We start from the raw sequence: 23,478 nt of genomic DNA on the forward strand, positions 1-23,478 counted from the left end.
CTTGTTGGCTGAGCAGATCAGTTCTGCACGGGTCCGCGCGGGCGCAGGCCGTACATGCCGCCGTCCACCGCGAGCGCGGTGCCGGTAGTCGATGCCGAAAGCGGGCTGGCCAGGTACGCGATCGCGTTCGCGACCTCGTCCGCGGTCACCAGCCGCCCCATCGGCTGGCGGGCGGCGAGCGCCTCCCGTTCGGCCGACGGGTCCGCGGCGGTGTCGAGCAGCCTGCCGACCCACGGGGTGTCCGCGGTGCCGGGGCACACGCAGTTGACGCGGATCCGGTCCGGCAGGTGGTCGGTGGCCATCGCGAGGGTCAGCGACAGCACCGCGCCCTTCGTGGCCGAGTACAGCGCCCGCGCGGGCAATCCGGCCCACGCGGCGATCGAGCAGGTGTTCACGACCGCCGCCGCGGGCGAATTCTTCAAGTGCGGCAAGGCAGCCCGGGCCGTGCGCACCATGCCGACGACGTTCACGTCGTACGCGCGGTGCCACTCGTCGTCGTCGTTCGCGGTGACGTCGCCCTGCGCGCCGATTCCCGCGTTGTTGACCAGGATGTCGAGCCGACCGAAGCGTTCGGCCACCGCATCGACGGCGGCGCGGACCTCGGCGTCGGACGTCACGTCGCAGCGGAATCCGGTCAGCGGCTCGGGAACCTCGTCGGTTTTGAGGTCGAGCACCGCCACCTGCGCGCCGCGCTGGGCCAGCAGGTTCGCGGTCGCCAGGCCGATGCCCGAGGCACCGCCGGTGACCGCGGCGACCAGGCCGTCGAATTCGCTCACTGCGCGTTCTCCGTCCATTCAGGACCGTCCGGGAAGCTGAACCGGCGCAGCGTAGCGTCGTGCATGCGCGCGGAAAAGCCCGGTGCGGTCGGAGCGAGGTAGCGGCCGTCGCGCACGACGGCCGGGTCGGTGAAGTGGTCGTGCAGGTGGTCGACCCATTCGATGCTGCGGTCTTCGTCCGAACCGGACACCGCCACGAAGTCGAACATGGACAGATGCCGCACCAGTTCGCACAGCCCGACACCACCGGCGTGCGGGCACACCGGAACACCGAATTTCGCTGCCAGCAACAGGATCGCGAGATTCTCGTTCACGCCGCCGACGCGCGCGGCGTCCAGCTGGAGCACGTCGATCGCACCAGCCTGCAGCAATTGCTTGAACACCACGCGGTTTTGGACATGCTCGCCGGTGGCGACCTTGATGGGCGCGAGCGCCTTCGCGATGGCCGCGTGGCCGAGGACGTCGTCCGGCGAGGTCGGTTCTTCAATCCAATATGGATCGAACGGCGCCAGCGCGGTCATCCACGACACTGCCGTCGCTACATCCCAGCGCTGGTTGGCATCGACGGCAATCCGGATGTCCGCGCCGACAGTCTCGCGCGCCAGCTTCATCCGCCGGACATCGTCCTCGAGATTCCCGCCGACCTTCAGTTTGATCATCTCGAAACCGTCGGCGACGGCTTGTTCGGCCAGCCGCACCAGTTTCGCGTCGGAGTATCCGAGCCAGCCCGCCGACGTGCTGTACGCGCGGTAACCGTCGGCCTCAAGTTTCGCGATTCGTTCGGCTTTCCCGGATTCGGCAGCGCGCAAGATGTCGAGCGCTTCCTGTTCGGTGAGCGCGTCCGAGAGGTAGCGGAAGTCCACAAGGGACACCAGCTCCTCCGGCGTCATCCGCGAGGCGAACTTCCACAGCGGCAGCCCGGCACGGCGCGCGGCGAGGTCCCACGCGGCGTTGACGATCGCGCCGATCGCCATGTGCGCGACGCCTTTTTCCGGTCCCAGCCAACGAAATTGCGAGTCGCCGACCAAGGCCCGCGACAGCGCGCCGAGCGCTGCCGCGTCTTCCGGCACATCGCGGCCGACCACATGCGGTGCCAGCGCGCGGATCGCGGCGGCCTGCACGTCGTTGCCGCGGCCGATGGTGAACGCGAGACCGTAACCATCCGGTCCGGCGTCGGTGTGCAGTTCGACGTAGGCCGCCGAATAGTCCGGGTCCGGGTTCATCGCGTCCGAACCGTCGAGGTCACGCGACGTCGGGAACCGGACGTCCCGGACCTCCATGGCCACGATTTTCGCCATGTCAGGCCTGCCCGAAGGTCTGGCGCTGCTTGCCGAGGCCGTCGATTTCCAGTTCGACGACGTCGCCCGCGCGCAGGTACGGCTTCGGCTCGGGCTGCCCGAGCGCGACGCCCTCCGGGGTGCCGGTGTTGATCAGGTCGCCGGGGCGCAGCACCATGAACTGGCTCAGGTAATGGATGATCTCGGCGACGCCGAACACCATGTCCTTTGTGGACGAATCCTGCACCTTCTCGCCGTTGACCCAGGTGCGCAGGCCGAGCGCCTGCGGGTCGGGGATCTCGTCGGCGGTCACCAATTCCGGGCCGAGCGGATTGAAGGTCTCGCAGTTCTTGCCCTTGTCCCACTGGCCGCCGCGGTTCAGCTGGAAATCGCGCTCGGAGACGTCGTTGGACACCACGTACCCGGCGACATGCGCCAGCGCCTCGTCGGCGCTTTCCAGATACCGCGCGGTTTTCCCGATGACGACGCCGAGTTCGACCTCCCAGTCGGTGGCCGTGGAGCCGCGCGGGACGAGCACCTCGTCGAACGGTCCGACCATCACGTCGGGAGCCTTCATGAACAGCACCGGCTCGGTCGGCACGGCCGCGCCGGTTTCCTCGGCGTGGCGGCGGTAATTCATGCCGATGCAGACGATCTTGCCCGGCGCGGCGATCGGCGCGCCGACCCGCAGCCCGGCCCCGTCGACGACCGGCAGCTCCCCGGCCTCGAGCGCCTGCGCGGCTTTCGCCGGCCCGTCGCCGGCGAGGAACGCGCCGTCGATGTCCGGCGTGACCCCGGAGAGGTCGTGGAGGGTGCCGTCACCGGCACGGACGAACGGACGCTCAGCCCCCGCTGCCCCGAGACGCACAAACCGCACGGACGAACCCCTCTCTCGACACCCGCTTCGCGATACATCCGATGTATAGCGCATGGGTGGGCGGCAGATCTAGAGGGAAGCGGGATTTGGTGCGGAAATTGATCCGATCACCGGGCTGCCGGGCGGATAACGGACACTCGTCCTGGCGGGGAGGTCCCGCCACGAAGAGGGAGACGGTGCGGCGCGGATGGGACCGGAAGACACGGCTGGGCTGGGGCGGCGGACGGCTGGGGGTTCGGCTTCGCGCGGCGAAGAGGAAGGCGGCGAGTTGAGGGCGGGCAGCGGCGGATCGGGGGAGGCGGAGGGGCGAGGTTCCCGGGGCGGTCCCGGCGCGGTTGGCGCCTCGGAGATCAGCGCGGACGACGAGTGGTGTGCCGCTGAGCGGGCAGTGCCATTGCCGGACGGTGCGTGGCTGCTCGCGACGAAGGGTTCCGCGACGGATCATTCGGCGAGCGATCATGCAGCGCTTGATCATTCCTCGGCGGAGCACTCCACGACGGACCGCGACGCTCCGGATCATTCCGCGGCTGAATACTCCACTGCAGGGCCTGTGGGCGCGGAGCCTTCCACGGCTGATCGCTTCACCGCGGATCATTCGACGCCCGAACACTCCGCAGCGAATCACTCCGCCGCAAACCGCACCACGCCGGATGACTCTGCGGTCGATCACTCCACCGCGGTCCGGTCCAGGACGGAGCACGTCGAACACACCGCCACCCTCCCCGAGCACTCCGGTCAAGGCAAGATCCGACGTCTGCTCATCCTCGGCGGCCTTTCCGCCTTCGGGCCCCTCTCCATCGACATGTACCTCCCCGCCCTCCCCCGGATGGCGGGCGACTTCCAGGCCTCTGACACCACCGTCCAGCTGACGCTCACCGCGTTCGTCGTCGGGCTGGCGGTCGGGCAGATCATCGCCGGGCCGTTGTCGGATTCCTTCGGGCGGCGGCGGCCGTTGCTGGTCGGGCTCGGGCTGTACATCGCCGGGTCGGTCGCGGCTGCGGCTAGTCCGGGCGTGGAATTGCTGATCGCGGCACGGAGTGTTCAGGCGCTCGGCGCGGCAGCGGGAATCGTGATCGCCCGCGCGGCCGTCCGCGATCTCTACACCGGCACGGCGATGACGAAGTTCTTCTCGCTGCTCCTGCTCGTCAACGGTCTCGCGCCGATCCTGGCTCCGGTGCTCGGCGGGCAGTTGCTCACGTTCACGTCCTGGCGCGGCGTGTTCGTCGTCCTCACCGGGTTCGGCGCGCTGCTGCTCGCCGCGGTCGCGTTCGCGTTGCCGGAGCCGTTGCCGGTCGAGCGTCGGCATCCGGCGCGGCTCGGTGGGGTGCTGCGCACGTACGGACGGCTGCTCACGGATCGCACGTTTCTCGGCTACGCGCTCACCGCGGGGCTGAACTTCGCCGCATTGTTCGCGTACATCTCGGGTTCGTCGTTCGCGCTGCAGGACGTTTACCGCCTGAGTCCGCAGGAATACAGCGTCGTGTTCGGGCTCAACGGGGTCGGCATCGTGCTCGCCGGGCAGCTCAATGGGTGGCTCGTCGGGCGGTTTCCCGAGCGGACGCTGCTGCGCGCGGGGCTGACTGTGTCGACGATTTCCGGCCTCGCAACGCTAACCGCGGCAACAATGAGACTCCCGTTGCCAGCGTTGCTGATTCCGTTGCTGCTCATGGTGTCCTGCATCGGAATCATCAGCCCGAACGCCAGTTCGCTCGCCCTCGCCGGGCACGCGCGCACGGCGGGATCGGCGTCCGCGCTGCTGGGCGTGCTGCAGTTCGCGGTCGGCGGGATCGCGACGCCGCTGGTCGGGCTCGGCGGATCGGGCACGGCGGTTCCGATGACCGCCACGATGGCCGGGTTCGGGGTGCTCGCCTTGCTGTCGTTCGCGACGCTGACGGTCAGGCCAAGTCGGCGAGGTTCCCGCTCCGGAGCTGGTCGTCGGTGACCGCGATGCGTTCGTCGACCAGCTTCTGCAGCGCGTCCCCGTCGTCCCACTGGTTGACGTTCATCGCGGCCGAGACCTCGTTGTCCGGCGTCACCCAGAAAGCCGTGAAGTCGTAAGCCGCTAGGTCGCCGCGCACCACGACGCGGTCCCGGTCCAGGACGGGCAGGCCGCGGTACTCGCAGCCAATCGCCGGGCCGCCGCGGTCCGGGTCGTATTGGTCGGAGAAGAAGTACGGGCTGTTCAAGTACGGCTCGTTCGCACCAAAGAGGTTGGCCGCGACGTGCTCGCCCTGCGTACGCGCTGTCGCCCAGTGCTCGACGCGTACGCGGCGGCCGTAGCGCGGATGGAACTCCGAAGCGATGTCGCCGATCGCGTAGACGTCAGGTGCCGCTGTACGCAAACCCGCATCGACGTCCACACCACCGTCGTCTGCCAGCTCCAGACCGGCGGCGTGTGCCAGCTCGACACGAGGGGCCGCGCCGACCGCGATAAGGACAACGTCGGCGTACAGCTCTTCGCCGCTCGACAGTCGGACGCCGGTCGCTGCTGTGTCGCCAGTGATCGCTGCGACGCCTTCACCGAGACGCCACTGCACACCGTGTTCTTCGTGCAGGCGATAGAACGCTCCGGCCACCTCGTCGCCGAGGACGTTGGCGAGCGGCAGCTTCTCCGGAGCGACCACAGTCACCTCGGCGCCGTGCGTACGCGCGGCAGCGGCGGCTTCGGTGCCGATCCAGCCCGCGCCGACGATCAGTACTCGCTTCGCCGCTTCGAAGGCCTCGCGCAGCCGCAGTGCGTCGTCGAGAGTGCGAAGCGTGTAGAGGCCGGGCAGGTCGCCGCCGGGCACCTTCAGCGTCCGCGGGCGCGAGCCGGTCGCTAAGACAAGGCGGTCGTAGCGGTGTTCGTCACCGGCGTCATCAAGGACCAGGCGTGCACCCAGTTCGACTCGGGTCGCTGTAGTGCCAGAGAGCAGCCGGATGTCGCGCTCGTCCCAGTAGCCCTCGTCACGCACCCAGTCCGGTTCCTCGGCGTTGCCGAGCAGCACGGCCTTCGACAACGGCGGCAGCTCGTACGGCCGGTGCGTGTCGGCTCCGAGCAGCAGGACGTCGCCGTCGAAACCGCGTTCTCGGACTGTCGCGGCCGCAGTGGCACCGGCCAGTCCGGATCCGACGACGACGATCTTCCGAGGTTCCGACATCCGTCCTCCTGAGGCGTGCCCGCGGCGTGCGGTGGCCGACGCTACTCCGGTATCCGGCCGGTCACACCCCGTGGAAAACCGGCCAGTAGGCAATTCGGGTGAACCGGCGTAAGGCGCCCCGGAGCGCCCGGTCACACCCCCGCACGAAGGACACGGGTGCTACGTGATGGGAGGGCGAGGGTCGTGACAGCGCGGGACGACAGTGCGGTACGGAACGAGTGGACGGTCGGCTGCCGGGACCTGGCGGGCAGGCGCCGGGACGTGACGGTGTTCGTGAGCAGTGACGACAAAGTCGTCCTGGTCGCGCCGCCGGGAGAAGCGGCGGTGCTGGGGCCGCTGGAGGTCGGACGGCTGCGCGCGGCCCTTCGCGACGCCGTGGTGGCCACCGCGACGTCGGCGCGACGCACCGGAACCGACTGACAACTACCGTTCCTACTCATGAGTAGGTAGAGTCGGCACCCGCAGACCCCGAAAGGTGCCGGCCATGACCACCTACTTCGTCACGGGCGCGACGGGCTTCCTCGGGAAGCGCCTGGTCGCCCGGTTGCTCGCGCGGCGGGACACGACCGCCGTCCACGTGCTCGTCCGCAACACCTCGCGCGACCGCCTCGCCGGGATCGCGCGGGACTGGCCGAACGCCGACCGACTGGTCCCCGCCGTCGGCGATCTCACCGAACCGCTGCTCGGCCTCGACCCGGCCGGCTACGACGGGGTCGGCGGGATCGATCACGTCATCCATCTCGGCGCGATCTACGACTTCACCGCCGACGACGCGGCGAACCGGGCCGCGAACGTCGAAGGCACCCGCAACCTGCTCGCCTTCGCCGCGGCCGCCGGAGCAGGACTGCTGCACCACGTTTCGTCCATCGCGGTCGCGGGCGATCACGCCGGCCGGTTCACCGAAACCGACTTCGACCTCGGGCAGTCCTTCAGTTCTCCGTACCACGCAACGAAGTTCGAGGCCGAGAAGCTGGTCCGCGAACAGTCCGACGTGCCGTTCCGCGTCTACCGGCCCTCGGCGGTCGTCGGCGACTCGCGCACCGGCGAGATGGACAAGATCGACGGTCCGTACTACTTCCTGCCCGCCATCTCTCGGCTCGCTGCGCTGCCGAAGCAACTGCCGCTCGTCGCGCCCGACTTCGGGGCTACCAACCTCGTCCCGGTCGACTACGTCGTCGCCGCGATGGAAAACCTCATGCACCGCGAAGCGCCTTCAGGCAGTACGTATCACCTCGCTTCGCCGCGACCGCAGAAGCTGCACGAGGTCTACAACGCCTTCGCTCGCGTCGCCGGAGCGCCGCGCGTACGCACGACAGTGCCGTCTGGTCTGCTTCGCACAACAGCGTCCCGCCTCGCGACCGCTGTGGACCGCCTGCCGACTGGACGTGCGACGCGTGCAGCAGTGTTGACCGAGCTGGGAATTCCGCTCGAAGTACTCCCCCACCTGAACATGGAGGTGGAGTTCGACACCGCGCGCACCACTTCGGAGCTGTACGGCAGCGGCGTCCACCTTGCCGAGCTTCGCGACTACGCGGAACCGCTGTACCGCTACTGGCGCGCGCATCTCGACCCGGACCACGCTCGCCGTCCGGGGCTCGAAGGACGCGTTGTTCTCATTACCGGTGCTTCGTCCGGCATCGGCCGTGCTTCAGCGCTCGCTGTCGCGCGTCGCGGCGCGAAGGTGCTTCTCGTCGCGCGGCGCGTTGAAGAACTTGAAGACGTGCGTAGCGAGATCACGGCGGCTGGCGGCGAAGCAGCGACGTACCCGTGCGACCTCACGGACGGCGACGCGGTCGACGGTCTCGTGAAGGCCGTCCTCGCCGATCACGGTGCGGTCGACGTCCTGGTGAACAACGCCGGACGGTCCATCCGACGCTCAGTGCAGCTGTCGACGGAACGGTTCCACGACTACGAACGCACCATGGCCATCAACTACTTCGGCCCGGTGCGGCTGATCCTCGGACTGCTGCCGTCGATGACCGTACGCCGGTTCGGCCACGTCGTGAACGTCACGACGCAGGGTCTGCAGACCGACACGCCGCGGTTTTCCGCTTACCTGGCCTCAAAAGCGGCGCTCGAGGAGTTCAGCCTGACCGCCGGGCGCGAGACGCTGTCCGACGGCGTCACGTTCTCCTCGGTCCGGATGCCGTTGGTGCGCACGGACATGATCGCGCCGACCGGGTCGTACCGCGGGCTGCCCGCGAGCTCCCCGGAACGCGCGGCGGCACTGGTGGTGAAGGCGATCGAGCGGCGGCCGCAGATCCTGAGCCTGCCCGAGGGCCGGGCCGCGGAACTGGCCTCCCTGGCAACGCCGGACCTCGCGCGGTTCGCGGCGCATCTCGTGTACCGGGTGATGCCGGAATCCGCGCCAGAGGCCAAGAAACGGCCACGACAGCCCGCTCCGGCAGCGGTGGCGGGGACGCTCACGCGGCTGGTCTGGCGCAGGAAGGCCTAGCAACCTCGTGCGTGGCAATGCCGGTTCTAACCAGCATCGCCGCGCACGACTCCCTACTCCACCAACGCGTCCTCCGGCACGCCCCTCGCCAGCCCGGCCAGCACCGCCAACGCACTCCCCAACGTCTCCTCCGCAGGCGCAGACACGGCGATCCGCACCGCGTTCGGGGCGTGCCCCGGCACCACCGAAAACGCCGCCGCCGGAGACAACGCGATCCCCCGGCGCGCAGCGGCAGCCACGAAAGTCTCGGCTCGCCACTGGTCCGGCAGTACCCACCACCGGTGGTAAGCCGAGGCGTCGCCGTACACCTGGAAGCCCGCGAGCCGGTCGGCGACGATCCTCGCCCGTGCCCCGGCGTCCGCGCGCTTCGCCGCTTCGACCTCCGCCAGCACGCCGCCGGTGATCCACCGTCGCGCCGCTTCCACGGAGAAACGCGACGCCGCCCAGCCGCCGGAGCGGATCGCGCTCGACAGTCGCGTGACCCAGGCCGGCGGGACCACGAGGAATCCGGCTGTGAGGCCGGGCGCGACGCGTTTCGACAGGCTGTCCACGAAAACCGTCCGCTCGGGCATCAGCGCGGCGAGCGGTTCGGTGTCCGGGCGGAGGAAGGTGTAGATGCCGTCCTCGATCACCGGCAGGTCCAGCCCGCGGACGGTGGCGGCCAGTTCGGCGCGGCGCTGCGGCGGCATCGTGGTGCCGAGCGGATTGTGCAGGGTCGGCTGGACGTACAGCGCCCGCACCGGAGCGCTCGCCGCGAGCGCGGCCGGAACCAGGCCGTGCGCATCGGTTTCGATCGGCACCAGTTCGATGCCGAGCCGGGTCGCGGCGGCTTTGACCACCGGGTACGTCAGGGATTCGACCGCAAGCCGCTCGCCGGTCGGCACGAATGCGGCGAGCGCGGCCGCGATGCCTTGCCGTCCGTTGCCCGCGACCAGCACCTGGTCCGGATCCGGCTGCCAGGTGCCGCGCGCGAGCATCGTGACGGCTGCCTCGCGGACCGCTTTGGTGCCGGCCGCGCCGAGCGGATGCAGGGCATCGGTGAAGACGTCCGCGCGCAGCACGGGTTCGAGTGCTTGCGCGAGCTTGGCCGATTGGCTTGGCAGCACAGCGAAATTGAGTTCGAGGTCTACGCGCGCGTCGCCGGGTTCGGACAGCGCCGGTTCCGGTCCGGGCTTCGCGGCGCGCACGAAAGTGCCCCGGCCGACCTCGCCGATCGCCAGGCCGCGCCGGACGAGTTCGCCGTACACGCGGGCAGCGGTGGAGCCGGCGATGCCGCGGTCGCGCGCGAACCGGCGCTGCGGCGGCAGCCGGTCACCGGGGCGCAGCCGGCCGGCTTCGATGTCGGCGGCGAGTTCGTCCGCGACGACGCGGTAGTCGTCCATCCCACCCTCGCTCTGCCGGGATTCTCCCGGACGCATCATGGCACCGGCCGGTCACTCATCGCTAATGCGACCCACGGAACTCCCCGAACGGGGGTCACTAGGTTAGCCTTACCTGTGTGGCACTGACGAGCGAAGACACCCGACTGCACGCCGAGGACCTGACCCTGGCCTACGACGGCCGCACGGTCGCCGAACGACTCGGCGTGGTCATCCCGGACAAGTCGTTCACGGTCATCGTCGGTCCCAACGCCTGCGGCAAGACGACGCTGCTGCGCGCGCTCGCCCGCATGCTCAAGCCCCGCGCGGGCTCGGTCTACCTCGACGGCGAGGTGATCACCAGCTACGGCGCGAAGGAGGTCGCGCGCCGGCTCGGCTTGCTGCCGCAGAGTTCCATCGCGCCGGACGGGATCACCGTGGCCGACCTCGTCGCGCGCGGCCGGTACCCGCACCAGAAACTGCTGCGCCAATGGTCCCGTGATGACGCGACGGTGGTCGCCGATTCGATGCGCGCGACCGGCGTCGACGACCTCGCCGAGCGGATGGTCGACGAGCTGTCCGGCGGGCAGCGCCAGCGCGTCTGGATGGCGATGGCGCTGGCCCAGCAGACCGACTTGCTGCTGCTCGACGAGCCGACGACGTACCTGGACATCGCGCACCAGCTCGACATCCTCGACCTTTGCGCGACGCTGCACAGCGAGCAGGGCCGCACGCTGGTCGCGGTGCTGCACGACCTCAACCACGCGGCCCGGTACGCGACGCACCTGATCGCGATGCGCGACGGCAAGGTGCTGGCCACCGGGACGCCGGAGGAGGTCGTGACGGCGGAGAACGTCGAGCGGATCTTCGAGCTGCCGTGCCGGGTGATGGAGTGCCCGGAGAGCGGGAGCCCGATGGTGATTCCGAAGGTCAGCCGCCGGGCCGCGTGAGCTAGCGGCGGGCCATGAACGACCGCCATACATCCGCCGGGACCGACGAACCGGTCACCTTCTTCCCGCCTGCGTCGATCAGCCGCCGGTCGTCGTCGGAGCCGAGCCACACCGCCGTCGCCAGCTGCGCCGTGTAGCCGACCGCCCAGGCGTCCTGGTTGTCGCGCGAATTGCCGCGTTCGAACTCGCCAGTGCGCAGGGCCGCCGCGCGACCGTCCGGCAGTGTCGTCCGCAACGCCGAAGTCACGTCCCGCGCCACCTCCGCCGGGACCGCGGAAACCGGCTCGTTTTCGTGCTGCCACACGACTTTCCCCGACTGGTCGAGCATCTTGTCCACGAGGTGCACCGCCGCGCGCATCCCGTTGGCGGCGTAGGTCGCGTACGCGCCGGCCACGTCGAGCGGCCGCATCGGGTACCGGCCGACGACGATGCCCGAGCCGATCGTGACGCCGTCCTGTTCGCGCATGGTGGGAGTGCCGTCCACTTCATCGGGAATCCCCGCCGAACGCGCCGCCGCACTCACCTCGTCGACGCCGATCTTCTTGGAGACCGTGATGAACGGCGTGTCCGCGCCTGAAGTCAAGGCGCTGCGCAAGGTGCACGACTGCGGGCACTTCGGCGGATACTCGAACTTCTCGCCGAGGTACTGGATCTCCCTGGGAGCAGCCACTTTCTCCTCCAGCGACATCCCGTTCTTCAACCCGGCCGCCGCGGTGAACGGGTAAAACGCGGAGCCGAGCGAATGCCCGGTTGCCGCATAATCCCGGACGCCGTTGTTGCCGCCGTCGTACGCGCGCACCGCGCCATTCGTCGGATCAACCGCCACCAACGCGCCACGGAACTCTGCTGGTTCGCCCTTCAACCGGTCGCTCAGCGCGGTGTGCGCGGCGTTCTGCAACCCTGGGTCGAGGGTAGTTTGGACGGTCAGATTTCCTTGCTGCAACCGGGAAATCGAGAACCCGGCCGTCTCCAGTTCGGCAAGCACTCGCTGTTTGAGATGATACTGGTCGTAATTCAGGCTCACGCGCGTTTCCGCGGGCGGCTTGATCTCCGCACCCGGATAGGCCATGCCGTCGGCATTCTTCAAGTAACCGCGTTCGACCAGCTTGTCGCGGACGTATCGCCAGCGTTTCGCCGCGTGCTCATCGCCGGATACCGCCGGATCGTGCACCGACGGCGACTGGATCATCCCGGCCAGGAAAGCGGCCTCGCTCCAGGTGATGCTGTTGTCGAGCGGACGGCCGAAGAACGCGTTCATCGCCGCCGCGGGGCCGAAAGTGCCGCGGCCGAAGGAAATGATGTTGGCGTAGCTCTCGAAGATCTGTTCCTTGCTCTGCTGCTGGGTGATCTTCGTGGCGAGCACGAGTTCCTGCATTTTCCGCGACAGCGTCGAATCCTCGTCGCCGGTCGATTTCTTGATGTACTGCTGGGTGATCCCGGATCCGCCGCCGACGCCGGTCAGGAACGCGCGGCCGATCCCGGTCGGGTCGAAGCCGGAGTTGGCCCAGAACGTCGGATCTTCAGTGGCGACGATGGCGTCGCGCAGCTTCTGCGGGATCTGGTCGAACGGCACGAACCTCCGATCGCCGCCCGGGGGCACGATGCGCAGCAGCTCGCTGCCGTCGGAGTACTTCAGCGTGACGGTTTTGCCGAGCGAAGCGAGGACGTCCTGGGGGCTGCGGACGTCCAGCAGCAGGTAGGCGATCCAGAACGCGATCAGCGGCACGCCCACCGCGAAGCCGGTCAGGTAGTAGGCACCCTTGCGGATGCGGCGCCACTGGCGACGGACACCAGCGGATTGGTCACTCTCCGGGGCTGACTCCACGAATGAAGGACGACTGAACCAGTGACAAGGTTCTGCCGGGTCCGTGAATTGATCACGAGAGGAACGCGCGCAGCAGCGACGCGGTGCCCTCGATGTGCTCAGCCATCGCCTGCCGTGCGGCCACCGGATCGCCGGCCAGGATCGCGTCGACGATCGCCTCGTGCTGCGCGTTCGAATGCTCCAGATTCGGTTCGAGCAGCGGAATCCGGTCGAGCAGCTGGTTGACCCGCGTCCGCGCGTCCGCGACCGTGCTGGTCAGCGACGCGGACGCGGTGACCTCCGCGATCGCCAGATGCAGCCGCGAATCTTTGCGGCGGTAATCCGCGAGATCCGCCGCCGACGCCTCCGCGAGCGTGCCGGTGAGATGCTGCCGGTCCGCCGGGCTCAACGTGCGCGCCGCGGCCGCCTCCGCCGCGCCGGTCTCCAGCACATGCCGCAGGCACAGCGCGTCTTCCAGCCCGGCCACGTCCACCTCGCCGGCTGCTCGCTCAGCGGGATCCGGCAGTTTCGCGTTCACGAACGTGCCGCCGTACCGCCCGCGCCGCGATTCGACGTACCCCGCGTCGGACAGCGCGCGAATCGCCTCGCGCAAGGTCACCCGGCTCACGCCGAGCCGTTCCGCCAGCTCGCGCTCGGACGGCAACCGGTCCCCCGCGCCGACGACCCCGAGCCGGATCGCCTGCAACAGCCGCTCGACGGTCTCCTCGAAGGCGTTCCCGACCCGCACCGGCCGGAACAGTGCCGCGTTCGCGCTCACCACCGAGGTCGACTCCACCTGTCCGATTCTATGCTGTCCCGATTGCAGAGAACTCTTTGCAAAGGTTTCTCTGCGGTCTAGAGTGGGGAGCATGCCCGACGAACGCCGCGCCCGCCAGATCGACGCCCGCACCCTGCGTGCGCTGGCGCATCCGTTGCGGATGGAGCTGCTGGACCTGCTCACCGTCGACGGCCCGGCCACCGCGACCGGGCTCGGCAAGCGCGTCGGCGAAAGCTCCGGCACCACGTCGTGGCACCTGCGCCAGCTCGCGGACGCCGGGCTGGTCGAGGAAGACACCAGCCGCGGCTCGAAGCGCGAACGCTGGTGGAAGGCGGCGCAGGACTCGACCCGGATGCGCGCGGCCGACTTCGTCGACGACCCGGAGATGGCCGGGCCGCTCATGGCTTTCCTGCACCAGCACGTGGACATCCGCTACCGCGAACAAGCGCGATTCGTCTCGGAACTGCCGCGCTGGGCGGACGAATGGCGGGACAGCTCGACGCTGAGCAGCACCCGGATGCCGCTCACCCCGGACGAATCCCAGCGGTTGATCGAAGAAATCGAAGCCGTGATCGAACGCTACCGCCGCCCGGCCCGCCCTGGCGACGAAACGGTGATCACGCAGTGGGCGGCGTTCCCGCACGCGACCGTCCCGACCGAAGACCAGGGGGAATCCTGATGGACCCGTTCCTGACCGCACTGGCCGCCGCCCGGCACGGCGAATTGCGCGCCGCCGCCGTCCGCTGCCCGCCCGCGCCGAGAGCACCCGCCCGGCAACGACTCGGCTGGTGGTTGATGGAACTGGGCCTGCGGCTGGCGACGCCGAAACGCCGTGAAGGGCTCCTTGAAGGAATCTGATTCCCGCAAGGAGCCCTTCACGGACCGAAAATCAGCACTCGATGACGTTCACAGCGAGTCCGCCGCGCGCGGTCTCCTTGTACTTCACCGACATGTCCGCGCCGGTCTCGCGCATGGTCTTGATCGCCTTGTCCAGCGTCACCACATGGCTGCCATCGCCGCGCATCGCCATTCGCGCGGCGTGGATCGCCTTGGACGCACCGACAGCATTCCGCTCGATGCAAGGAATCTGCACCAGCCCGCCCACCGGGTCACACGTGAGCCCGAGATGATGCTCGACCCCGATCTCAGCCGCGTTCTCGACTTGAGCAGGCGATCCGCCCAGCACCTCGGTCAACCCGGCGGCCGCCATCGCCGAAGCCGACCCGACCTCGCCCTGGCAACCGACCTCGGCGCCCGAGATAGACCCGGTCTGCTTGAGAATCGACCCGATAGCCCCAGCGGTGAGCAGGAAGGTGACGATGCCGTCGTCCGAAGACCCGCGCACAAACCGTTGGTAGTAGTGCAAAACCGCCGGAATGATCCCCGCCGCACCGTTGGTGGGAGCAGTGACCACACGGCCGCCCGCGGCGTTTTCTTCGTTGACCGCCAGCGCGTACAGGCTCACCCAGTCCATGGCGTACAACGGATCGTCCGCGCCGTCTTCAGCGAGCAGCTTGTCGTGCAACGACTTCGCCCGCCGAGGCACCTTCAACCCGCCGGGCAGCACGCCCTCGTGCGTGTACCCGTTCCGCACGCACTCGACCATCACCTGCCAGATCTCCAGCAGCCCGGCCCGAACCTCCTCGCGACTGCGCCAGGAAAGCTCGTTCTGCAGCATGATCTCGCTGACCGGCAGCCCGGTGTCCGCGCAATGCTTCAGCAAGTCCGCCCCAGTGCGGAACGGATAAGGCACCGGCGTGGAATCCTCGACGAAAACCGTGTCGGTCTCGTACGACTCGTCCCGGACGAAACCGCCGCCGACGGAGTAATACGTCCGTTCCCGCAGCACGGAACCGTCCGCGGCGAACGCCCGGAAGACCATCCCGTTCGGATGCGCGGGCAGAGACTTCCGCCGGTGCATCGTCAGGTCGGTGTCCTCGTCGAACGCCACCGGATGCGTCCCGCCGACAGCCAGCCGCCCGGACTCCCGGATCGCCGCGACCTTGGCGGGCACCGTGTCGGTGTCGATCGCTTCCGGCAGTTCCCCGGACAGCCCGAGCAGCACCGCTTTGTCGCTGCCGTGCCCGAAACCGGTCGCGCCGAGGGAGCCGAACAACTCGGCCTGCACCCGCGCGACAGTCTCGAGCACACCGTCCTCGACCAGACCGTCCACAAAGGTCTTGGCCGCCCGCATCGGGCCGACCGTGTGCGAACTCGACGGCCCGATGCCGATCGAAAACAGGTCGAAGACGCTGATCGCCATTGATCCGCCCCTTCTCTTAGTTCCTCGCCAGCAGGCTGCTGGCTTCTTGCGCCGCCGGTCCTTCGGCGGTCAGGTGAGCGAGGTTCTCCGGCAATTCCTCGCCCCGATGGGCCTTGGTCTGGGCGTAGAGCCGTCCGGCGCGGTAGGACGACCGCACCAGCGGCCCCGCCATCACACCAGGGAACCCAATAGCCTCAGCGGTTTTCGCGTGTTCCACGAACTCTTCCGGCTTGACCCAGCGGTCGACCGGGTGGTGGCGGGGCGAGGGGCGCAGGTACTGGGTGATCGTGATGATCTCGCAGCCCGCGTCGAAGAGGTCCTGCAGCGCGACGGTGACCTCATCGGGAGTCTCGCCCATGCCGAGGATCAGGTTGGACTTCGTCACCAAACCCGCCGCACGAGCCTGCGTGATCACGTCCAGCGACCGGGCGTAGCGGAAGCCGGGGCGGATCCGCTTGAAGATCCGCGGGACCGTCTCCACGTTGTGGGCCAGCACCTCCGGCCGTGACCCGAACACCTCAGCCAACTGGTCCGGCTCGGCGTTGAAGTCCGGGATCAACAGCTCAACACCGGTGCCGGGGTTCAACGCGTGGATCTGCCGAACGGTCTCCGCGTACAGCCACGCACCGCCGTCGGCCAGGTCATCGCGGGCGACACCGGTGATCGTCGAATACCGCAAACCCATGGCCTGCACCGACTCCGCGACCTTCCGCGGCTCGGTACGGTCCAGCGCAGCAGGCTTCCCCGTATCGATCTGGCAGAAGTCGCAGCGCCGCGTGCACTGGTCGCCACCGATCAGGAAGGTGGCTTCGCGGTCTTCCCAGCATTCGTAGATGTTGGGACAACCAGCTTCTTCGCAAACCGTGTGCAGACCCTCGCGCTTCACCAAGCCCTTCAGCTCAGTGAACTCCGGACCCATCCGCACCCGGGTCTTGATCCACGACGGCTTCTTCTCGATCGGCGTCTCGCTGTTGCGCACCTCAAGCCGCAACAGCTTCCGCCCCTCGGGCTGCGCGCTCATCGGCTCAGGTCCGCGTACAGCGGGTGCTTCTTGGCCAGCAGCTCCACGCGACCCCGCAGCGCCTGCTGCGCGGCTTCGTCGAAGTCCGGCTTCAGCGTCTCGGCGATGATGTCGGCGACCTCGGTGAAGTCGTCGGCGCCGAAACCGCGGGTGGCCAGCGCCGGGGTGCCGATCCGCAGCCCCGAGGTGACCATCGGCGGACGCGGGTCGAACGGCACCGCGTTGCGGTTGACGGTGATCCCGACCGAGTGCAGCCGGTCCTCCGCTTCCTGGCCGTTGAGCTGGGAGTTCACCAGGTCGACGAGCACCAGGTGCACGTCGGTGCCGCCGGTGAGGACGCGGACGCCCGCCTCGGCGCAGTCGGTGCGCGAGAGCCGGTCGGCGAGGATCTTCGCGCCTTCCAGCGTGCGCTCCTGGCGCTCGCGGAACCCGTCGGTCGCGGCGATCTTCAGCGCCACGGCCTTGGCCGCGATCACGTGCTCCAGCGGACCGCCCTGCTGGCCGGGGAACACCGCCGAGTTGATCTTCTTCGCCAGCTCCTGGCGGGACAGGATCAGGCCGCCGCGCGGACCGCCGAGGGTCTTGTGCGTGGTGGTCGTGACGATGTCCGCGTGCGGCACCGGCGACGGGTGCAGCCCGGCGGCCACGAGACCGGCGAAGTGCGCCATGTCGACCATCAGCTTGGCGTCAACGAGGTCGGCGATCCGGCGGAACTCGGCGAAGTCGAGCTGGCGCGGGTAGGCCGACCAGCCGGCGACGATCAGCTTCGGCTTGTGCTCGACCGCCAGCCGCTCGATCTCGGCGACGTCGACGATCCCGGTCTCCTTGTCGACGTGGTAGGCGACCACGTTGTACAGCTTGCCGGAGAAGTTGATCTTCATCCCGTGCGTCAGGTGGCCGCCGTGCGCGAGGTCGAGGCCGAGGATGGTGTCGCCCGGCTTCAGCACCGCGAACATCGCCGCCGCGTTGGCCTGCGCGCCCGAGTGCGGCTGCACGTTCGCGTGCTCCGCGCCGAACAGCGCCTTGGCCCGGTCGATCGCGAGCTGCTCGACGACGTCGACGTGCTCGCAGCCGCCGTAGTAGCGGCGGCCCGGGTAGCCCTCGGCGTACTTGTTGGTCAGCACCGAGCCCTGCGCCTCGAGCACGCCGACCGGCGCGAAGTTCTCCGAGGCGATCATCTCGAGCGTCGACTGCTGGCGGTCCAGCTCCGCGGCCACCGCGGCGGCGACCTCGGGGTCGACCTCGGACAGGCGGGCGTCGAACGGGGCGGTCATCAGTTCTCCTGGGTCAGCTCGGCGTACGCGGACGCGTCGAGCAGCTCCGGGACGTCGCCCGAGAGCCGCACCTGCAGCAGCCATCCTTCGGTGTAGGGGTCGGAGTTGATGACCTCGGGGGTGTCCGATGTGGCCTCGTTCACCGCCACCACCTCGCCGCTGACCGGCGAGTACAGCTCGCTGACCGATTTCGTCGACTCGACCTCGCCGAACACCTCGCCCGCGGTGACGGTGTCGCCGACGCCGGGCAGCTGCACGAACACGATGTCGCCGAGCGAGCCGGCCGCGAACGCGGTGATGCCCACCGTCGCGACGCCGTCGGAGACCGACAGCCACTCGTGTTCCTTCGTGTAGGACAGGTTCTGGGGGATGCTCATTGTGCGAAGGGCCTCTCAGGCTCGGGAGTAGAAGGGCAGGGCGACGACCTCGACCGGCTCGACGCGGCCCCGGATGTCGACGGACAGCGCGGTGCCGGGCTCGGCGTGCTCCCGGTCTACATACGCCATGGCGATCGGGTAGCCCAGCGTCGGCGACAGCGCGCCGCTGGTGATCTCCCCGATAGTGGCATCCCCGGACAGCACGGCGTACCCGTGCCGCGGGGCGCGGCGGCCGGTGCCGCGCAGGCCGACCCGCACGCGCGGGACGTCGGCCTTCTTCAGCTCCTCCAGGGCCGCGCGGCCCACGAAGTCGCCCGGCTTCTCGAACTTCACGACCCGGCCGAGTCCGGCGGCGAACGGGTTCAGCTCGCGGCTGAGTTCGTTGCCGTACAACGGCATTCCGGCTTCCAGACGCAGCGTGTCGCGGCACGCGAGTCCACACGGGACCAGACCGTGCTCCTGACCCGCCTCGGTCAGCAGCGCCCACAACGCCGGGGCCTGCGCCGCGGGCACGAACAGCTCGAAGCCGTCCTCGCCGGTGTAGCCGGTGCGGGCCAGCAGGACCTCGTGGCCCTTCACGACGGCGGGCACGCTCGCGTAGTACTTCAGCGAAGCGAGGTCCGCGTCGGTCACCGCGGCGAGCACGTCGACCGCCTTCGGGCCCTGGACCGCGATCAGCGCGGTGTCCGCGGACCGGTTCTCCACCACCGCGTCGAAGCCGGCGACGCGCTCGGCCAGCGCGTCCGCGACCACGGCGGCGTTGCCCGCGTTGGCCACGACCAGATACTCCTCGTCGGCGAGCCGGTAGACGACCAGGTCGTCCAGCACACCGCCGTCGGCGTCGCAGATCATCGTGTAGCGGGCGCGGCCCGGCTTCACGCCGGTCAGGTTGCCGACCAGCGCGTAGTCGAGCACGTCGGCGGCCTGCGCGCCGCGGACATGGATCTCGGCCATGTGCGACAGGTCGAACAGCCCGGCCGCCTCGCGCACGGCCTTGTGCTCGGCCAGTTCGCTGGCGTAGCGCACCGGCATCGACCAGCCGGCGAAATCGGTGAAGAGCGCACCGAGATCCTTGTGGACCTCGTGCAGGGGGGTTTCCGTCACAGGAAGCCTTTCGTTGTCGCGAGCGGAGGACACGCTCACGCGTCGTAGGAGTCGAGGGGCGGGCAGGAGCAGACGAGGTTGCGGTCGCCGCGCGCGCCGTCGATCCGCCGCACCGGCGGCCAGTACTTGGTCTTGCGCGCCACGCCGACCGGGTACGCCGCCAGCTCGCGGTCGTAGTCCGCGGTCCACTCGCCGATGACCGACGACGCGGTGTGCGGCGCGCCGCGCAGCGGGCTCGTCTCGGCGGTCCAGCGGCCGGCCGCGACCTCGTCGATCTCGTGCCGGATGGCGATCATCGCCTCGCAGAACCGGTCGATCTCGGCCAGGTCCTCGCTCTCGGTCGGCTCGACCATGAGCGTGCCCGCGACGGGGAACGACATGGTCGGCGCGTGGAAGCCGTAGTCGATGAGCCGCTTCGCGACGTCGTCCACGGTCACGCCGGTTTCCTTGGTGATGCCGCGCAGGTCGAGGATGCACTCGTGCGCGACGAGGCCGTCCTGGCCGGTGTAGAGCACCGGGTAGTGCGGCGCGAGCCGGGCGGCGATGTAGTTGGCCGCGAGCACCGCGACCTTGGTGGCCTCGGTGAGCCCGGGCGCGCCCATCATCCGCACGTACGCCCACGAGATCGGCAGGATCGACGCCGAACCGTAGGGCGCGCCGCTGATCGGGCCGACGCCGGTGTCCGGTCCGGCCTGCGCGAGCAGCGGGTGGTTCGGCAGGTACGGTGCGAGGTGTTCGCGCGCCGCGACCGGGCCGACGCCGGGACCGCCGCCGCCGTGCGGGATGCAGAACGTCTTGTGCAGGTTCAGGTGCGAGACGTCGCCGCCGAACTCGCCCGGCTTCGCCAGGCCCAGCAGCGCGTTGAGGTTCGCGCCGTCGACGTACACCTGGCCGCCGCCGTCGTGCACGATCTTGGCGAGCCGCTCGATGCCGTGCTCGTAGACGCCGTGCGTGGACGGGTAGGTGACCATGATCGCGGCGAGGTCGTCGGCGTGCTGGTCCACTTTGGACTGCAGGTCTTCGAGGTCGACGTTGCCCTCGTCGGTGCACTTGACCACGACCACGCGCATCCCGGCGAGCACCGCGGACGCGGCGTTGGTGCCGTGCGCGGACGACGGGATCAGGCAGACGTCGCGCTCGGGCTGGCCGTTCGCCTGGTGGTAGGCGCGGATGGCCAGCAGCCCGGCGAGTTCGCCCTGGCTGCCCGCGTTCGGCTGCAGCGACACCTGGTCGTAGCCGGTCACCTCGGCCAGCCAGCCGGACAGCTGGCGGACCAGCTCGTGGTAGCCCTCGGCGTCCTCGGCGGGCGCGAACGGGTGGATGCCCGCGAACTCGCGCCAGCTGATCGGCTCCATTTCGGTGGTGGCGTTGAGCTTCATCGTGCAGGAACCGAGCGGGATCATCCCGCGGTCGAGCGCGAAGTCCTGGTCGGCGAGGCGGCGCAGGTAACGCAGCATCGACGTCTCGGACCGGTGCGAGCTGAACACCTCGTGCGTCAGGTAGCCGCTCTCGCGGGCGAGGCCGTTCGGGAGCGCCTGCGCGGCTTCCCACTCACCGTCGACACCGAAGGCGCGAAGCACCTTCGCGAGCGTGTCGGGACGCGTGACCTCGTCGGAGGCGATGCGGACGTGGTCGGCGTCGATGCGGCCGAGGTTGATCCCCGCTTCGCGCGAGGCCGCGTGCACTTCAGCGGCACGGCCAGGCACCTTCGCGACGACAGTGTCGAAGAAGGCCTCGTGGATCACTTCGACGCCACCGGCGCGCAGCGCGTTCGCGAGACCGGCAGCGAGTTCGTGAACCCGCGTCGCGATCGCCTTCAGACCCTCGGGACCGTGGTAGACCGCGTACATCGCGGCAAGCACTGCGGGCAGCACCTGCGCGGTACAGATGTTGGAGGTCGCCTTCTCGCGACGGATGTGCTGCTCGCGCGTCTGCAGCGCGAGGCGGTACGCGGTGTTCCCGTCCGCGTCCACGGACACGCCCACGAGACGTCCCGGCAGCGAACGCTCCAGGCCGGCGCGTACCGCCATGTACCCGGCGTGCGGACCGCCGTAGCCCAGCGGCACGCCGAAGCGCTGCGTAGAACCGACGGCGACGTCCGCGCCGAACTCGCCGGGCGCGGCGATCAGGGTGAGCGCGAGCAGGTCGGCAGCGACCGTGTACAGCGCGCCCGCAGCCTTCGCCGCTTCGGAAACCGCGTGGTAGAACTTGCGGCCGCGCAGCACGCCGGACGCGCCGGGGTACTGCACGACGACGCCGAAGAACTCCTCCGGCAGACCGGTGAGCAGGTCGCGCACCTGCACATCGATGCCGAGACCGGCGGCGCGCGTCCGCACGACCTCGACGGTCTGCGGAAGGCATTCGGAGTCGAGAACGACCACATTGGACTTCGACTTCGCCGCGCGGCGCATCAGCGTCATCGCCTCGGCCACGGCGGTGGACTCGTCGAGCATCGAGGCGTTGGCGATCGCCAGCCCGGTCAGGTCGGACACCGCGGTCTGGAAGTTCAGCAGCGCTTCGAGCCGCCCCTGCGAGATCTCCGGCTGGTACGGCGTGTACGCGGTGTACCAGGCCGGGTTCTCGAGCACGTTGCGGCGGATCACGCCCGGGGTGACGGTGTCGGAGTACCCGAGGCCGATCATCTGCGTCATCGGCCGGTTGCGCGCGGCGAGCGCGCGCAGCTCAGCGGTGGCCTCTTCCTCGGACGCGGGCTCCGGCAGCGCCAGGTCGCCCGCGGTGCGGATCGCGGTCGGCACCGCCGCTTCCACGAGGGCGTCCAGGCTTCCGTAACCGCATTCGGCGAGCATCTTCGCCCGCTCGGCCTCGCCGGGACCGATGTGGCGGGTGTCGAAGGAGGTGGAGGTGATGGGAGCTCCTCGGGACGGGCACCGGGCGCGGCGGTGCACTGGGAACTCCCCCTCTGTCATGGGCACCTGAGAGTTTCACCGCGCTCGACGCGGCTTTCACCTTGGGTGAGGCGCGGGTGCGCCTGCTTTCCAGAGTGGCCTCGCCAAAAGCGGTAGCGGTTACCTGAGAGATTCCGGGGAGTTTGCTCCTTCGGTGTCCCACTGCTGACATGGGACTCTCCCGCTCCGGCTCGAACGGCCCTGTGTTCAATTGTGGTTGCGGCCACCCTACCTGCCGCTTCACCCCTCAGTCTACTGCGCCCGGCCTACGCCACACCCCTCGCCGCAGGTACGTGAGGGGAACCCTGATTGACTCTGATTCCCTCAGGGTTCCCCTCACGTACGGTCACAGCGGGGTTACGTAGGCGCCCGAGATGCCGCCGTCGACGAGGAACTGGGCGGCGGTGATGAAGCTGGCGTCGTCACTCGCCAGGAAGGCCACCGCGGCGGCGATCTCCTCCGGTTCGGCGAAGCGCCCGACGGGAACGTGCACCAGACGCCGGGCCGCGCGCTCCGGGTCTTTAGCGAAGAGTTCCTTCAGCAGCGGCGTATTGACCGGCCCCGGGCACAGCGCGTTGACCCGGATGTTCTCGCGCGCGAACTGCACGCCCAGCTCGCGCGTCATGGCGAGCACACCGCCCTTCGAAGCGGTGTACGAAATCTGCGACGTCGCGGCCCCCAGCACGGCCACGAACGACGCGGTGTTCACGATCGAACCGCGGCCCTGGCGCTGCATGTGCGGCAACACGGCCTTGCAGCACAGGTACACCGAGGTCAAGTTGACCCGCTGCACCTTCTCCCAGGCTTCGATGCCGGTGGTGAGGATCGAATCGTCCTCGGGCGGCGAGATGCCCGCGTTGTTGAACGCGACGTCGACCGCGCCGAACTCGTCGACCGTCGTCTGGAAAAGGGCCTCGACCTGGTCCGCGTCGGTGACGTCGACCTGGACGAAGGCCCCGCCCACGGCGTCGGCGGCCGCCTTGCCCTGCTCCGGCGTGACGTCGCCGATCACCACCTTCGCGCCTTCGCTCGCCAGCCGTTTGGCGGTGGCGAGGCCGATGCCGCTCGCGCCGCCGGTGATCACCGCGACGCGGCCGTCAAAACGCTGCACCATCTGG

The 23,478-nt window shown here is 69.3% G+C and carries 20 protein-coding genes and 1 riboswitch; of the genes, 6 read left to right on the forward strand and 14 right to left on the reverse strand.

Annotated features, from left to right (window positions below; translation table 11 throughout):
• Positions 1-17 precede the first annotated feature (17 nt).
• Genes AB5I40_RS17340 through AB5I40_RS17350 form a run of 3 tightly spaced genes read right to left on the reverse strand, consistent with a single transcriptional unit; the run spans position 18 to position 2,930 of the window.
• On the reverse strand, positions 18-776 hold the full coding sequence (locus AB5I40_RS17340; protein ID WP_370939547.1) for an SDR family NAD(P)-dependent oxidoreductase: 759 nt from the start codon (positions 774-776) through the stop codon (positions 18-20).
• Complete coding sequence (locus tag AB5I40_RS17345; protein WP_370939548.1) at positions 773-2,074, reverse strand: enolase C-terminal domain-like protein; 1,302 nt, start codon at positions 2,072-2,074, stop codon at positions 773-775. The genes AB5I40_RS17340 and AB5I40_RS17345 overlap by 4 nt, the downstream gene beginning before the upstream one ends.
• 1 nt (position 2,075) lies before the next feature.
• Positions 2,076-2,930, reverse strand: coding sequence for a fumarylacetoacetate hydrolase family protein (locus AB5I40_RS17350; RefSeq protein ID WP_370939549.1), 855 nt, complete (start codon positions 2,928-2,930; stop codon positions 2,076-2,078).
• A 745-nt stretch (positions 2,931-3,675) separates the two neighbouring features.
• On the opposite strand from AB5I40_RS17350, the gene AB5I40_RS17355 reads away from it, so the two are divergent.
• Complete coding sequence (locus tag AB5I40_RS17355; protein WP_370940541.1) at positions 3,676-4,872, forward strand: Bcr/CflA family multidrug efflux MFS transporter; 1,197 nt, start codon at positions 3,676-3,678, stop codon at positions 4,870-4,872.
• On the opposite strand, the gene AB5I40_RS17360 is transcribed toward AB5I40_RS17355, so the two are convergent.
• Positions 4,826-6,070, reverse strand: coding sequence for an NAD(P)/FAD-dependent oxidoreductase (locus AB5I40_RS17360; protein ID WP_370939551.1), 1,245 nt, complete (start codon positions 6,068-6,070; stop codon positions 4,826-4,828). The genes AB5I40_RS17355 and AB5I40_RS17360 overlap by 47 nt on opposite strands.
• Positions 6,071-6,253: 183 nt before the next feature.
• Between AB5I40_RS17360 and AB5I40_RS17365 the strand changes: the two genes are divergently transcribed.
• Both AB5I40_RS17365 and AB5I40_RS17370 read left to right on the forward strand, forming a co-directional pair.
• Positions 6,254-6,490: a hypothetical protein gene (locus AB5I40_RS17365; protein WP_037810157.1), complete on the forward strand. Its 237-nt coding sequence runs from the start codon at positions 6,254-6,256 to the stop codon at positions 6,488-6,490.
• Between the two features lie 64 nt (positions 6,491-6,554).
• Positions 6,555-8,525: an SDR family oxidoreductase gene (locus AB5I40_RS17370; RefSeq protein WP_370939552.1), complete on the forward strand. Its 1,971-nt coding sequence runs from the start codon at positions 6,555-6,557 to the stop codon at positions 8,523-8,525.
• A 53-nt stretch (positions 8,526-8,578) separates the two neighbouring features.
• Here the strand turns inward: AB5I40_RS17370 and AB5I40_RS17375 are convergent, their stop codons facing one another.
• A complete protein-coding gene (locus AB5I40_RS17375; protein ID WP_370939553.1) occupies positions 8,579-9,907 on the reverse strand; it encodes a PLP-dependent aminotransferase family protein in 1,329 nt (442 codons plus the stop codon).
• 116 nt (positions 9,908-10,023) lie between these two features.
• Here AB5I40_RS17375 and AB5I40_RS17380 point away from each other — a divergent pair, with 116 nt between their 5' ends.
• A complete protein-coding gene (locus AB5I40_RS17380) occupies positions 10,024-10,833 on the forward strand; it encodes an ABC transporter ATP-binding protein (RefSeq protein WP_116206493.1) in 810 nt (269 codons plus the stop codon).
• Position 10,834: 1 nt separating this feature from the next.
• Here AB5I40_RS17380 and AB5I40_RS17385 read toward each other — a convergent pair whose 3' ends face one another.
• On the reverse strand, positions 10,835-12,658 hold the full coding sequence (locus AB5I40_RS17385) for a transglycosylase domain-containing protein (protein ID WP_370939554.1): 1,824 nt from the start codon (positions 12,656-12,658) through the stop codon (positions 10,835-10,837).
• A gap of 52 nt (positions 12,659-12,710) precedes the next feature.
• Entirely contained in the window at positions 12,711-13,433 is a 723-nt protein-coding gene (locus tag AB5I40_RS17390) for a FadR/GntR family transcriptional regulator (RefSeq protein ID WP_370939555.1), read from the reverse strand.
• 73 nt (positions 13,434-13,506) lie between these two features.
• Here AB5I40_RS17390 and AB5I40_RS17395 point away from each other — a divergent pair, with 73 nt between their 5' ends.
• Together AB5I40_RS17395 and AB5I40_RS17400 are read left to right on the forward strand one after the other, a co-directional pair.
• Positions 13,507-14,094 carry an ArsR/SmtB family transcription factor gene (locus AB5I40_RS17395; protein ID WP_370939556.1) on the forward strand — a complete coding sequence of 196 codons (588 nt, stop codon included), beginning with the start codon at positions 13,507-13,509 and terminating at the stop codon, positions 14,092-14,094.
• Positions 14,094-14,273, forward strand: a complete 180-nt coding sequence (locus tag AB5I40_RS17400; RefSeq protein ID WP_370939557.1) for a hypothetical protein — start codon at positions 14,094-14,096, stop codon at positions 14,271-14,273. The genes AB5I40_RS17395 and AB5I40_RS17400 overlap by 1 nt, the downstream gene beginning before the upstream one ends.
• A 31-nt stretch (positions 14,274-14,304) precedes the next feature.
• On the opposite strand, the gene AB5I40_RS17405 is transcribed toward AB5I40_RS17400, so the two are convergent.
• The 7 genes from AB5I40_RS17405 to AB5I40_RS17435 form a co-directional block, all read right to left on the reverse strand.
• The gene (locus tag AB5I40_RS17405) at positions 14,305-15,678 is read right to left on the reverse strand and encodes an L-serine ammonia-lyase (protein ID WP_370939558.1); all 1,374 of its coding nucleotides are present in this window, start codon (positions 15,676-15,678) and stop codon (positions 14,305-14,307) included.
• Between the two features lie 16 nt (positions 15,679-15,694).
• Positions 15,695-16,699 carry a lipoyl synthase gene (lipA, locus tag AB5I40_RS17410; protein WP_370939559.1) on the reverse strand — a complete coding sequence of 335 codons (1,005 nt, stop codon included), beginning with the start codon at positions 16,697-16,699 and terminating at the stop codon, positions 15,695-15,697.
• Positions 16,696-17,973: a serine hydroxymethyltransferase gene (gene glyA, locus AB5I40_RS17415; RefSeq protein WP_370939561.1), complete on the reverse strand. Its 1,278-nt coding sequence runs from the start codon at positions 17,971-17,973 to the stop codon at positions 16,696-16,698. Before glyA ends, lipA begins: the two co-directional genes overlap by 4 nt.
• A complete protein-coding gene (gene gcvH, locus AB5I40_RS17420) occupies positions 17,973-18,350 on the reverse strand; it encodes a glycine cleavage system protein GcvH (RefSeq protein ID WP_067589411.1) in 378 nt (125 codons plus the stop codon). Before gcvH ends, glyA begins: the two co-directional genes overlap by 1 nt.
• A gap of 15 nt (positions 18,351-18,365) precedes the next feature.
• Positions 18,366-19,454: a glycine cleavage system aminomethyltransferase GcvT gene (gene gcvT, locus AB5I40_RS17425; RefSeq protein WP_370939562.1), complete on the reverse strand. Its 1,089-nt coding sequence runs from the start codon at positions 19,452-19,454 to the stop codon at positions 18,366-18,368.
• A 35-nt stretch (positions 19,455-19,489) separates the two neighbouring features.
• On the reverse strand, positions 19,490-22,321 hold the full coding sequence (gcvP, locus tag AB5I40_RS17430) for an aminomethyl-transferring glycine dehydrogenase (RefSeq protein ID WP_370940542.1): 2,832 nt from the start codon (positions 22,319-22,321) through the stop codon (positions 19,490-19,492).
• 140 nt (positions 22,322-22,461) lie between these two features.
• Positions 22,462-22,554: riboswitch (glycine riboswitch) on the reverse strand.
• 152 nt (positions 22,555-22,706) lie between these two features.
• Complete coding sequence (locus AB5I40_RS17435) at positions 22,707-23,474, reverse strand: 3-oxoacyl-ACP reductase (RefSeq protein WP_370939563.1); 768 nt, start codon at positions 23,472-23,474, stop codon at positions 22,707-22,709.
• Positions 23,475-23,478 lie beyond the last annotated feature (4 nt).

Origin of the sequence: Amycolatopsis sp. cg13 (assembly GCF_041346965.1) — a bacterium.
GTDB lineage: Bacteria > Actinomycetota > Actinomycetes > Mycobacteriales > Pseudonocardiaceae > Amycolatopsis.